The sequence below is a fragment of the bacterium genome, from assembly GCA_037128595.1.
Classification (GTDB): Bacteria; Verrucomicrobiota; Kiritimatiellia; order CAIKKV01; family CAITUY01; genus JAABPW01.
Genome location: JBAXWB010000007.1, coordinates 70,586 through 82,723, shown reverse-complemented (window position 1 = coordinate 82,723; position 12,138 = coordinate 70,586). Strand labels below are relative to the sequence as shown.

General features: G+C 52.9%; 12 protein-coding genes. 6 read left to right on the top strand and 6 right to left on the bottom strand.

Annotation, left to right across the window (positions count from 1 at the left end; translation table 11 throughout):
* Positions 1-359: 359 nt before the first annotated feature.
* Entirely contained in the window at positions 360-584 is a 225-nt protein-coding gene (locus WCS52_05695; protein MEI6166668.1) for a hypothetical protein, read from the top strand.
* 4 nt (positions 585-588) lie between these two features.
* Here WCS52_05695 and WCS52_05690 read toward each other — a convergent pair whose 3' ends face one another.
* The gene (locus tag WCS52_05690; GenBank protein MEI6166667.1) at positions 589-1,278 is read right to left on the bottom strand and encodes a site-specific integrase; all 690 of its coding nucleotides are present in this window, start codon (positions 1,276-1,278) and stop codon (positions 589-591) included.
* Between the two features lie 351 nt (positions 1,279-1,629).
* Here WCS52_05690 and WCS52_05685 point away from each other — a divergent pair, with 351 nt between their 5' ends.
* The 4 genes from WCS52_05685 to WCS52_05670 all read left to right on the top strand — a co-directional run bounded on the left by WCS52_05685 (position 1,630) and on the right by WCS52_05670 (position 4,731).
* Positions 1,630-1,752 carry a hypothetical protein gene (locus WCS52_05685; GenBank protein MEI6166666.1) on the top strand — a complete coding sequence of 41 codons (123 nt, stop codon included), beginning with the start codon at positions 1,630-1,632 and terminating at the stop codon, positions 1,750-1,752.
* A 56-nt stretch (positions 1,753-1,808) separates the two neighbouring features.
* The gene (locus WCS52_05680) at positions 1,809-2,099 is read left to right on the top strand and encodes a hypothetical protein (protein ID MEI6166665.1); all 291 of its coding nucleotides are present in this window, start codon (positions 1,809-1,811) and stop codon (positions 2,097-2,099) included.
* A 465-nt stretch (positions 2,100-2,564) separates the two neighbouring features.
* Positions 2,565-3,155, top strand: coding sequence for a hypothetical protein (locus WCS52_05675; protein MEI6166664.1), 591 nt, complete (start codon positions 2,565-2,567; stop codon positions 3,153-3,155).
* On the top strand, positions 3,130-4,731 hold the full coding sequence (locus WCS52_05670; GenBank protein MEI6166663.1) for a DUF87 domain-containing protein: 1,602 nt from the start codon (positions 3,130-3,132) through the stop codon (positions 4,729-4,731). Before WCS52_05675 ends, WCS52_05670 begins: the two co-directional genes overlap by 26 nt.
* 335 nt (positions 4,732-5,066) lie before the next feature.
* Here WCS52_05670 and WCS52_05665 read toward each other — a convergent pair whose 3' ends face one another.
* The 5 genes from WCS52_05665 to WCS52_05645 form a co-directional block, all read right to left on the bottom strand.
* A complete protein-coding gene (locus WCS52_05665; protein MEI6166662.1) occupies positions 5,067-6,149 on the bottom strand; it encodes an AAA family ATPase in 1,083 nt (360 codons plus the stop codon).
* A 777-nt stretch (positions 6,150-6,926) separates the two neighbouring features.
* Positions 6,927-7,424, bottom strand: coding sequence for a hypothetical protein (locus WCS52_05660; GenBank protein MEI6166661.1), 498 nt, complete (start codon positions 7,422-7,424; stop codon positions 6,927-6,929).
* A gap of 276 nt (positions 7,425-7,700) precedes the next feature.
* The gene (locus WCS52_05655) at positions 7,701-7,919 is read right to left on the bottom strand and encodes a hypothetical protein (GenBank protein ID MEI6166660.1); all 219 of its coding nucleotides are present in this window, start codon (positions 7,917-7,919) and stop codon (positions 7,701-7,703) included.
* A 98-nt stretch (positions 7,920-8,017) separates the two neighbouring features.
* A complete protein-coding gene (locus WCS52_05650) occupies positions 8,018-8,152 on the bottom strand; it encodes a hypothetical protein (GenBank protein ID MEI6166659.1) in 135 nt (44 codons plus the stop codon).
* A gap of 216 nt (positions 8,153-8,368) precedes the next feature.
* The gene (locus WCS52_05645; GenBank protein ID MEI6166658.1) at positions 8,369-8,641 is read right to left on the bottom strand and encodes a hypothetical protein; all 273 of its coding nucleotides are present in this window, start codon (positions 8,639-8,641) and stop codon (positions 8,369-8,371) included.
* Positions 8,642-9,091: 450 nt separating this feature from the next.
* Between WCS52_05645 and WCS52_05640 the strand changes: the two genes are divergently transcribed.
* Entirely contained in the window at positions 9,092-12,049 is a 2,958-nt protein-coding gene (locus WCS52_05640; protein ID MEI6166657.1) for a hypothetical protein, read from the top strand.
* The last annotated feature ends 89 nt before the right edge of the window (positions 12,050-12,138 follow it).

Here is a 12,138-nt window from a genome sequence, read left to right as displayed (position 1 = left end):
TATGGACGCCCCGAATCCGGCATGATCCAGTCGACATCACGCAGACATTCGCCTGCGATTTCTTACTGCGAACGGATTGCTCCGCTCATGAACTAAATGTTTCAACAGGAGAAGGTGAACTGAGTTTATAAACATTTCGATTAGGACATGGTGTGTATGGCCCCGCATGGCCCAACACACTGAAGGGTTGTTGTCACCACTTCAAAAAGGCGAAGCTTTATAAAGATTCGTGTCTTTATAGTGGGGTGTCAGCTCACCCAAAAGAGGCGCGTTTCTTTACGTACCAATACGTATACCTATTAGTAGGGTAGGACTGATCGCTTAGGAATATGCGGAATACCTCACCAGAAAAAATCATCATGATTGGCTCATGTAGAGTCTCCATATTCCGGAATCTGGTATGGGTGGAAGGTAAGGAAATCGAAATTCCAAAACTGGTTCTGGAAGTCCGGTACAAGGACAAGCATGGCCACTGGTGCGGCACCCCGGCCATTAGCTTGCGGGAATTGCCAAAGGCAATTCTGGCGTTGCAAAAGGCGTTTGACTACCTGACTGACAGTGCCCCGGACAAGGAATCCGCGTAATAAGCTATTTCTCTTTGATTGCGCCGTACGCTTCACCCACCGCCTCATCGCTGGGATTGAGATAAACGCTGGTGGCCCGGAGTGTCCTGTGACCAACCTGTTTCTGGACGATCGGCAGGGGCAATTTATAGTTGTGTATGAAATGCATTACATGACTATGTCGAAGACTGTGTACCGTGATCTGGTGTAGTTTTCGGCCCTTTGAGTCCTGGCCGTACTCTCGGTTGAATCCCGCCTTGATGACATAGCGCTGGAATATCTGGCGAACCCGGTTTTCACTGTAATGCCTGGTGGATCGCTTGGAACGTCTGAAAAGGTATTCATCCGGATTAGTCACACTTTCCGTCCGTTTCAACATCCGGCCCTCCCGCCTCAGCATGCTTTTGATCTCATTTATGACCCCAGCCGGCAGGTGACTGGTCCTCATGTGGCCGGTCTTGGTGTTGTCCGCCGGAATGAATACGCTACATCGATTGAAATCGAGATGTTTGATCTGGATACGAACAAACTCCCCGACACGGCAGCCCAAGTGGTAGATCATGCGGAACATGAGTTTGTGCCGGTAATCCTCTATATAATCGAGGAGTTTCTGCCATTCATTCAGAGTCAGATACCGTATGGTTTCGCCAAAACGCTCATATTTCTTTGAATGCTTCACATTTGACGCTTTTGCGCCGGTTTCAGCCCGTTTCACGCTTGGGAATGCTTCGTTTTCGTTCATTTTCTTCACACTAGTTCACAAATGTGAAGTTGAGGGCCTTTTTATACCTACCGGTCGCAGGGCGAAAAGTGAGAGATATGGGTTTTATGGCCATGGACTGTTTTACTGCACCTATAGGGGGGGGAATGCAGGGGCCTGGGCATACCCTCGAGGCACATAGGAAATCATGACGGCAATGTGCCGCCTCTTTGGAACCGATAACTTTATATACCCCGTTCGCGTTGTCATCTCATAATGACACCACACACCAACCCACAAAAAGGATCGCCGCTAGAGAATACGCTTTCGCGGATTCTGGAGAAGTTGTCCGATATGGATTCGTCGATGGACACCGTTCTTGACAAGGTCACCAGCCTTGACGAAACAGTGGACGCCATCTACAACACGGTTTCCCTTAACCGGGAACCCTCCTATCAACGGGACGATTTTCTCGAACCATACGACTGAAAAGCCGCGCCCGCCCTTTGCCGACCGACAGGTTTATATAGGCGGGCCGCCTTTTCATGAGCATGGAATCGCAATGCATTCCGCAGTTAGTCGCGGCAATCAGGATCCAGTATGAGAAAGTTAAGGAGCTCGCCGCTTTTGCTTCGCTAAAACAATCGGAGTTCCGCCCCGGCGATCACATGTCGCTTGTCGGATTCATGGAAGCGGAAGAACAGCACCGGGTAGAATCCTGCATCCTGGACGGGCACGCCCAACTACTCGAAACCCTTGTCGTCGAGCAGAATTTCCGATTTGATGCCGATACCCGTCGACTGATTGATGCCGTCCGTCGTAATTCTTTTCTTTAAGCCGCGCCCTGAAGAGGGGCGCACGCCTGTCATTTGCTGTCGCGTCGCTGTATTTGAAATCGCTGCCATTTTTCTTGTCTGGAATCCCGTCAGCCGACGGCATTAATGACCGAAAGAGTTATAAAGGCCATTCCCGTCGGTTGCCCGAGGTGAAAAAATGGGAAAAGGAAGACCATCCAAATGTCCAAAGTGCGGAAGTTTGCGTAGCGTTGCCAAGGGGTTTAAGTACCGGGCTGACGGTAAAGCGAAAGACAAGAAATGCCGTGACTGTGGACGACGATATCTAGTTGAAATTCATACACTGTAAGCGCGGCCATGCCGCTGGATGCAGGACTGGATAATTGCAACAGCGGGAGCCCCGTCAATATTTCTTGCGCCGATGCGGGCGACTATGTCGGTCAGTTCAAAACCAAAAAGTTTATAAACCCTTTATGCGTCATATTCTTATCACTACGGAATGACAACATGGTGGACTATACTTTCACAACAACCGACGGGCGGAAAATTACCGAGTACCGTCCCTTCAGCCTGAGCTATGCGGTCCTTAATACGCCCTGCCTATATGATGATCGAAATATGCCGTATAACGCCCGGAGTGAGAGTTATGCCCTTGGCGCGGCCAAGCCAGATCTCTTAGGAAAACTTACCGGTCAGAAACTTGCCTTTGATTCTTACACGCTTACGTGCCTTAAACAGCTTGTTACAGAACGAACCGCTCTGCGGGACCGGAACCGACGGGAACTCTCCGGGCGACTTAGCGACATTTCAGGGTACATTTCACTTTGCCGACAATTGCCCTCCCCATCCAACTATGCCCGAGCCGTCCAATTGGACCGGCAGAAACTCGACCTCGAACAGCAGATCAGGGAAGAGGATTTGACCCTGTGGCGGGATGTCAGCGAATTGAGACGGGAACTCATCCTGGCAGGTAAACAATACGAGGCCGGTCAGATCAGGGCCGAATTAATGTCCTCATTCCCTCATGATGAACACGAAAAATATGGCAACCCAGGCGTTTCAGGCGAAATGTATGGCGCTGAAACCTCTTCTGGGTAGAAAGATAGATGATCTGTGGACCGCTTATCTGTTTCAGGATGAAGACGGGAAATTAGAGCTATCGGAACAATTGGATCTCTTGCTTGGCACCAACCTCCATGCCGATGTTCAGGACACCACGCCAATCTTTCATCCACCGTCTGCCGATCAGGCTGCTGGTGATATCACGCTAGGCTGGGTTCACTATAACGGAAAGGATCGATGTCCCTTCGGCCTCCGGAGAATGGAACTCGCGCAGCATGTCAGCCTGGTAGGCCGAACGGGAAGCGGAAAATCGAATGCGGGCTACTTGCTGGCCATGAATTTGAACAAAGCGGGCATCCCCTGGCTATGCCTTGACTGGAAGCAGTCCTGGCGAAGACTCAAGAACCTGCCGGGTCTTGAGGAACTTCGTGTCTACACCATCGGTCGTGACGTTGCGCCCCTACGGATCAACCCATTGATCCCGCCCGTCGGCATCGATCCCCGCCAGCATTTGAAAGCCCTTGTCCAGGTCATCAATGCCGCGTATTTCTGCGGTGCGGGTGTCGAGTATCTGCTCACCTCAATCATTGATGAACTATACCTGAAGCACGGCGTTTATGATGGCAAGGTAACCCGCTACCCGACATTTCGGGATGTGATGGCCATTCTGAAAACACTCCCGTCGGCCGGCAGAGTCAGCTTGTGGTTGTCATCGGCCATCAGGGCCGTACATTCCCTTTGTTTCGGCGCCATGGATGGCATCGTGAATTCAGGGAACAATGTGACCATTGATGAATTATTGGCCCGCCCGACGGTACTTGAGCTTGAAGCCCTCAGTCATGCCGACAAACTCTTCTTCTCGGAAATGCTGATGCTCCAGATTTACTCACACCGGATGGTCAGGAACGAGCGAAACCAGATCAAGCATATTCTCATCATAGAAGAGGCCCATCACCTCCTTTCCCGCCTCTCCCAGCATTCCGGGCAGCCAGCATCCATCGTCGAAGTAATTTTCAGGGAAATCCGAGAAATGTCGGAAGGAATTGTGTTTCTTGACCAGATGCCGTCCGAAATCAGCAAGACCGCACTGGCCAATACTTACACCACCATCTCCATGAACCTTAAGGGGAAGCAGGACGTGGCCACTATCAGTGCCGCCATGCTTTTACAGGATGATCAGGCGCTGGCACTGGGGACTATGGAAATCGGCAAGGCGATTGTGAAATTGCAGGGCCGGATCAAGGAACCGTTCATGATCCGGGTGCCGGAGATGAAGATTCCCGCCGTGCCGGTCACGGATGATGACATCAGGATGATGATGGCTCCCCATATTCGGGTCACCGAACAACATGAGGCATCGCCACCGCTCCAGCTTTCCGATTCAGAAATGAGGTTGCTTCAGGATATTGCCGTGGCACCGGAGTCCGGAACAGTTGCCCGGTACACAAGGCTGAGTCTCTCAGGCCGGCAGGGCGACAAGGCCAAGCGCGCGCTCATTGATGCGGGCCTTGTGGAGGAAAACGAACGGCTCACCCAAAAGGGAAGAACGAAGAATGCCCGGCTGACGGATGCCGGGAAACGACTTTTGGAAGAAATGATGCCGGGAGAGTAGAGAGACCTCAGTGAACACGTGGATGGGGTCAGATTAAGTTGACGGCGCAAACCACCACCATATTTCATGAATTTAACCGCTGTTACCCTTGAGTAGTACCGGAAGATTTATAAAGGGACGCTGACTGAATAGGTAGGAGTAGGCCGATACATAGGCGAGAGGAGAAAGAATAGGTAGCTTGGCCGCGACCGCAAGCCATCGTCCCTGCATTTTGCCATCATTTCCGGAATTCCGCCTACGCCACATCTATTTCTCCATCAGAATGAATCATGCATCCCTCTGCATCATCCGACTGGGTTGACGTGTTCACCGCACTCTCTCTACTCCCTAGAAATTCACTGAAATCGCCGATTCATAACACCATCAAGTTCCCCAGCCGAGACGAGTGGCTCCAGTCGGTTGGTGAATGTCCGGTCCACTTTTGCAGTAACCAGCATGATCACGCCCAGGGAGGACAAGTACCCAAGGGTCGAATAGAACTGAGTATAACCATAGGGTTCCTCCCGGTAATCACGGGAAAGATGGACATACCGCTGGTAGATGGACTTGACCAGTTTTGTGGGTTCCAGATAGGCGGCCTTGAGAATCAGGAGCGCCTTCTCATTGAGACTTTCCAGGACATCCGTCACCACGTTCTCCCTCGCTTTCTTGAAACAGTCCAGGACCGTCATGCCCTGGTTGGTGGCGCAGTAGAGCAGGGCCTTGATGGCCACCCGGACATCGCCATTGGTGCTTTTGACTGTCATGGCCGCGATCTCCTCCAGAAGACCGGCGTCCACCTCATTGAGGCCAGTCCGCGCCCGGTCTTTTAGGATCTCCAGTATTTCGGTGGCGCAGTAGTTCCGGAAGAAAATGGTTTCAGGTTGGAGGGAGGAGCGAGTGGATTCATCCAGGCTTCTCAGGAACCGGGGGTTGTTGCTCAGCAGCACCACAAAGTACCGGTTGCGGCTACGTGAGAGGAAATACAGCACATCCTTTCGGATATCTTTCTCCCCCAGTAGGTCGCTTTCGTCGAGAACGATGACCGCGTTGCCCGGGATTTCACGCTCAAACTTTTCGCAAAGTTCAGAATAGGCATACCCCCTTGGCCGGACTTTCAGGATATGGGCCAGCACCTTGAAACTGGTGTTATGCACCCTGCAGTTCACTCCGTGGAATGGGAGTCCGAGAGTGGTTCGAAGCGCCCGCTCCAGGTATCGCATGGTGAGGGTTTTGCCGGAGCCCCGGGGGCCGGTGACGACCAGATTGCGGGGAATCCCGGTCTGATGGTATTGGACAATGGAATCGATGATTCGTTTGGTCTCTGGCCGGATGAATGGGGCATCGGGGATGTAACCGAAGTCAAAGACTTTGAAATCCTTTACGCCCGACGCCGCCTGTTTGGCCTCCTGACGCGATTGCTCAATGTATGCCCGCAATTCCTCCTGTCCCATGTTTGATTATGACGCATTCACCTCACCCATCCCAATCGGCGGTGGTTAATAAACCTTTCGGTTTTCAGGGGTGGAATAATTAATTTCCGCCAAAATGATTAATTTCCAGTCACTTCTCATTATTTATTTTCTCACCCTGAAATTAATTTAACTCCTTACTTTTAAGCATCTTACGTAAAATAATCAATTATCTCCTCCACCGACACGTTTCCTCCACCGCGCGAACACAAAACAGCGCGCGATCGTCGTCGTCTCCCCCGCCCGCAGGCGGGGTTCCCCTATATTCATCACCACCAAAGCAATCTGTCTCACAACCCGTCTCACGTTCGCGCGAACGCAAAATAGCGCGCGCCGTCGTCCGTTCCCCGCCCGCAGGCGGGGGGGCATCAGCCCCATAACTTGCGTGCCGTAGCACGCCAAAAATCTACCCTTTGACCGGAGGTCAAATACCACCGTCCCGTTGACACGGTCCGTCAACAGCCGGAGGCTGACCGGGTCACCATAAGCTCCCTCATGCCCTCGGCTTCAGAGCGGCACCTCGAAGCCATCGGGGCAAGAGCGGAAGCGTACATACCTCAAGACCGCAAGCCATTGGGTTGGGGTTGAGCATACCCCGCGAAACCTCCCCTTGGGTTGGGGTCGAAGAGGACTATTCCGTCCGCCCGTCCACACGCCACCATCCAAACCCAGGTTCCCGTCACATCACAAAAACAAGACAACGCCCCGACGGGGGCCCCCGTCAAGGCGTCGCCAGTTCCCCTCTTACCAACTTATATATGGGTAGGGCTTCAGCCCTTTCCTCTGTTTCCTGATTCCCAGTTCAAAGAAACTGTATACCGAATCAAGCCACGATACCGCCCACCGGAACTCGTCAATTTCGCTGGTTTGTATCCAGCCCCCTCCCGGTATGGCATTCCTGATAACCTGCGTTATAGCCCCAGCCGTTTCCCGCTGTTGTTGCAAAGTCTCATGTTGCTGCCCCTCCTTTTCAAAGGGCTCATTTTTGGCCACGCTCGCCAGATACCGGAATCCAAGTTCGTTCAACTGTTCATAGTTTCCCTCGAAGTCATATTCTTCCCTGGACTCCCCGGTCCAATACTTTTCGGGGAATAGTAACCTCAGGATATGTTCCTCAAGCACCATGCCGATACTGGCTCTCAAGTAGCCCTCTTCGCCGGCATCAATGGCACATCCAGTACACTGGGCTTTCTGCTCCTCCTCTGTCTTGGTATCCCATTCCAAATAAACATCTGTTCCCATTTTGTTTTCATAAACCTCCTTTCATTTATTAATGCCAGTCCATCATCCAGTTGCATCTCATGCACAAATGCACCTGGTGACCTTCCGAATCATGAACCCCGACTTGGCCTTTGGGTTCACCGCACGCGGCACACTCCACCCCCAGGTTATTCGGTTGCCCGAATATCAGCTTGAGAGACTCACGCGCCGCCTGCCTTTCTTCTTTCGTCCGCTTTGACAGCGGGAGGAACTCAAATTCACAACAAACACCCCCCCGCCGCCTTTTGGCTGGTTCCATTAGAACCGTTTCGCCTGAACTATCGGCCTTTCCAACACCACCGGAATGGATTGCTCCGTTTCCAGCTTTGGTTTCGCCTCATTCAACCAGACAAGCACACCCTCACCGCTATAATCCGGCTCGGAGTCCTTGGCCTTCCTGTCATTCTGGAATGCCTTCAGGTACTTGTCCTGTCCTTCTACCTTTATTCTCAGGTAGAGATTCTTTTCTTCTGTCATTTTCTTCGCCACCTCCTTTCAGTACGATGAATTTAATGTCCCCGGCTGTCTCCCCGCCGGGCGGGCTGGGGCATACTATCCGCTCCCCAGTACGCGGTTTAATCAAACGCTACCAGACTGTATCCTCCCTCGGGGTTGCTCTGCCTCATGAAATCCCGAAACTCCAGCGCTTCGACTGGATTCTGGAACTCTCCAAGGGTATAGCCCCCGCTTACTAAACATATTGTGTTCATTTTCCACCCACCTCCTTTCATCATCCAGGCCACTACGTGCTGTTTTTCGTATCTCGGCCATGGTCTCCTTGCTCAGTACCAGCACAACGCTTCGGGGATTGAAGGTCCTCACCGCTGCCTCCTGGATTTCATGCTGTGTCATGTTCTCAAGGAATATCTCATGAACAACCGGCACGTTGCAGCGATACCGCCACTCGAACACATACCACGGCTCCATCATTCATCCCCCCCAAGCCAACGGTCAACGCAGTCGCTGCACCAGGCCCGATTTGCAAACACATGAACCAACTTCGCCTCAGGCTCGCTCTTCGGTTGGGTTATCTCCGCGTTGCACGCATCGCACAGCACTTCGATAAATGCAGCGATTTCCTTCCCGTTCAGGTACATATATCCGAATCCATCTGGGCGTGTTGCCTTGATGAACTCATCCACGGTGTAACTGACCACCTCTTCTTTTTCTTCATTCCTTTCCATAATTTCTTTTTCCATATTTAATTCCTGTTGCCTCAGTCTCTCCCCAAGGCCACAAGTATTACCGAGATGCGGAACCCGGCAGGGTGAGCACTGGCGGAATGCCAAACGAACGCAGTGAGTGAATGAAGCCAATGGTGAGTAAGCGGGCCTGACGCGGACAAAAACTCACCGGCAGGCGAAAATTCTAAAAGTGGGAGCCATCCGAAGGAATGGGGGAACCCTTTTACGATTTTCAGCGCACACGCCGCGGTGCAACCGCCCCAGCGGAAACTGATCACACAGCCGTCGTCACCGTCCGCGAACCCGGGAGGCGGCCGGCTAACAACGCCCGCGGAAGCGGAATTTCCCCATTACCGGACGCCGGAGGGCGAGCGGTCTCGAACACAATAAGAGGTGATGTTAAATCCATTGACCAGCATCAACGTCCCAGCCTACGCTCAAGTTCGTTCATAAAGGAATCCTGTGATGAAGGTAGCAATCATCGGTGTCGCCATATTTCTTGCCGGTCTGACCGTGGTTCTCTGGTTGTGCTCCCGGTCGCGCCGAACGATTCCGCCAACCCACCATGCCACCGGTGTGCTTTACGCGTCTTTCCTGTTGGCGTTCTTTCTTGCAGCGCTGCTTCTGCTTGGGTCCTTGACCTGCTTGAGACTGTGTTATGAGACGAGCTTTACAGTGTTGCGTGTCGCAGCGGGCATCGTACTCGGCATGACACCGGTAATATTGCTGCTTTCATCACGTCGGCTTTGGCTTGCGTTACGGGGGATATACAGACAGCACCCTGCACCACCGGCCGTAGCCCCACAGATCGACCGTGAGGTAGGAATGGAGGTTGAGCAACTGGTCTCACAAATGGCCCTGCCTGGGTGCATCACACTTGCCACCCTTCCTGATAACTGGGTGTCACCCCGCGTGACGGCGAACGCTTCCGGATCAGCTTCATTGTTAATTCCGCAGAATCTTACGGCAATGTGTATGGTTGCGTGCCATGGCAATAAAACACTTGGTCGCGCCCTTCTACGTCTTATCCTGGCCCACGAACTCAGCCACGTTTCGGCGCTTGATATTCATCTCATGCCTCTACTTGCAGTTTTCAGGGTTGCCTCGCTTGCCACCGCCGCAGGTGTAGCGTTCATTCTGTTCTGTTTCCGGCTCGCACCGGATTCAGCCACCGCGCAGGTGCTCTATCCCGCCTTCTTCCTGTGTGGCATGGCCGGCGTGCTTGCACTCATGGCGGAAATATGGATAACCCGTGTGCGGGAGGCGACCGCAGACGCGTCTGCATCCCTATTTGTGACGCCCTCGGAGCTGTCCCCCCTCCTGATGTCAGATGACGGCCCGGCACCTCTCGAACGATTTCTTTTCTCGCTCTCCTCGGCAGGCACCAACAAACAATCGCTGTCCTGGTCAATCGCGACCAGTTTGAATTTCGGCATGCCACGACATGGAATCACCATGTCAATCACCCGGCTGCGTGAATTAACCGCCCGTCGGCAAGCCGCCCTTACAGAGGGCACGTACCTGCTTCCGAAATATCCCTGGCGGCAGCATCTCTTTGCCTTTTCGTTCGCCATGTCATTCGGCGCCATCTTTTACATCTGTGTAGCGGACCTGCGTCGCATGGTGGTCATTTTCTACAATATTCCGCATCTTGTGGACGGGAAGTGGGACATTGTGGCAATGAAGACGCAGTGGGGTGGCACGGCGTCTATGATCTCGACCGCTGCCTTCGTCCTTGCCCCATTATCAGGCGCCATAGCCGCAAGCCTGGTGCTTTGCCTCCCACTGCGCGACTCGTTTTCGGAAAGATTGTCAACATCGCGATTCCAAGTCCGCTCACTTATCGGGATCCTCCTTATGTGCGGAATCGCAACCAGCATGCTTGTGTCCTTCGCGCAGCCTTTGATTCTTCCAGCCGCCATTCCCGATGATGTTGTGCCGGTATCGATAATCCCCTGCTGGGGTTTGATCAGTTTCGTTGGCCTGGCGGCAATTGGATGGGTACGTATTCGGCAATCAGGAATATTGGACGACTCCACCCGCCTCACTATGTTACTGACCGGGAAAGCTGCCGCCTTCGCACCACTGGCCGTAGTAACACCTTTTGCTTTTCAGAACCTCTCCACACCCGGCTCGTATGTGCTCATGCTGGTTGCAATGTGCGTTGCGTCCCTGTTCTGGCATTCAAGGTTGTTTTCAGGCCTGGTTGACTTTGGATATCTGGGGCGTGAATGGCTTGACTATCGGGTATTACTCCGGCGGAAACAACTGACCGTCATTCATCCATCATGCCGCAAGCTGCTCGCAAGATCTGATTTCCACATGGGAATGATTGATGGCATTGTTAAATCCACGATTCCACCGTTCGCTCTCGCTGCAATAGGTTATAGGGTGGTCTTGAAGATTGACTCCATCATTCACGCTTCTCTGGATTCGGGTCATGCGGGTGCATTTTCGCAACTTATCGGCGACTTTAGCAAAGCCGCCAACATATCAACACTGGACGCACAACTGGGGCTTGTCTTGCTTGCCATATTCATCCTGCTCACACCTTGGATGCTGTTTGGCTCCATGCATGATGGCCCGACTCCATTTACAATCATATCCAAGATGTGTACGCTGTCCGAGTTGTCCTCGCGAACGGTAACTCGACTCCTCCCCAAAGAGAAATCAGGCGAGGTCTGCCAATTACTTGAAAGTAGCGCATCAGGTGTCGTGGCGAATTCGCTCTGTGCCGTGAGCATTCCGTGTTTCAAGACGACATGTGATGTGATGATGATCTGTCACGGCATTATGGCTCCCGCACTCCGGGAAAGAATGACCGTGTTGGTTATGAGGCACGCCGGATCCAACGGGGGCTTCGGCTGTGAACCCGGCGCACTACCCGACCCACTCCACACGTTTGCCGCGCTCCGATATCTGGCCGCAACCGATCAACTGACGGACGACACTGCCAAGTCACACCTGCCCTGGCTGAAGGGGAGAATTACGGCGTTTGCAAACGAACCTCGCGAATTGCCCGCACCTGCGATTTTGGCCGAACTGAGCCTTCTGCTCGAATGTGTTACGCTGTTTCCCGGCGGGATCCACGCCGCACTCTCCCCAGAATTGCGACACCAAATCTTCACCATCATCACCCAAGCGTGGCACCGAAGCACGCGCAGTATTTGCGAAACCCGTGACGCACTTGTTGCCGCCCAATGCCTAGACACCCCGGAAAACGTCAGTTTCCATGACGAAGTGCGTACCCCGTGGTTTGAACTGAACGAGCCACTCATTGTCCAGATGGATCCCAAAACGCAACTGGAACCCCTCCTGAACCTGGTGGAAATCGCAGCCATCCTTCATCCTGACAACTACCTGATCCGTGACACCATCCGACGGGTGGCATCGAATCTCCAAAAGGTACACTTGCCTGGATAACGGCAAGGTATCGCGGGTGGCAGGAGCATAATCTTGCGTGTTCCCGCCTATATTGGTATCCATTTTGCAGTCGCATTGAACCTGAGACA

Bases quoted from the DNA above. Each gene is read 5' to 3' on its own strand.
- WCS52_05695 (MEI6166668.1), top strand. From the start codon at position 360: ATGATTGGCTCATGTAGAGTCTCCATATTCCGGAATCTGGTATGGGTG.
- WCS52_05685 (MEI6166666.1), top strand. From the start codon at position 1,630: ATGGACACCGTTCTTGACAAGGTCACCAGCCTTGACGAAACAGTGGAC.
- WCS52_05680 (MEI6166665.1), top strand. From the start codon at position 1,809: ATGAGCATGGAATCGCAATGCATTCCGCAGTTAGTCGCGGCAATCAGG.
- WCS52_05675 (MEI6166664.1), top strand. From the start codon at position 2,565: ATGGTGGACTATACTTTCACAACAACCGACGGGCGGAAAATTACCGAG.
- WCS52_05670 (MEI6166663.1), top strand. From the start codon at position 3,130: ATGGCGCTGAAACCTCTTCTGGGTAGAAAGATAGATGATCTGTGGACC.
- WCS52_05660 (MEI6166661.1), bottom strand. From the start codon at position 7,424: ATGGGAACAGATGTTTATTTGGAATGGGATACCAAGACAGAGGAGGAG.
- WCS52_05655 (MEI6166660.1), bottom strand. From the start codon at position 7,919: ATGACAGAAGAAAAGAATCTCTACCTGAGAATAAAGGTAGAAGGACAG.
- WCS52_05650 (MEI6166659.1), bottom strand. From the start codon at position 8,152: ATGAACACAATATGTTTAGTAAGCGGGGGCTATACCCTTGGAGAGTTC.
- WCS52_05645 (MEI6166658.1), bottom strand. From the start codon at position 8,641: ATGGAAAAAGAAATTATGGAAAGGAATGAAGAAAAAGAAGAGGTGGTC.
- WCS52_05640 (MEI6166657.1), top strand. From the start codon at position 9,092: ATGAAGGTAGCAATCATCGGTGTCGCCATATTTCTTGCCGGTCTGACC.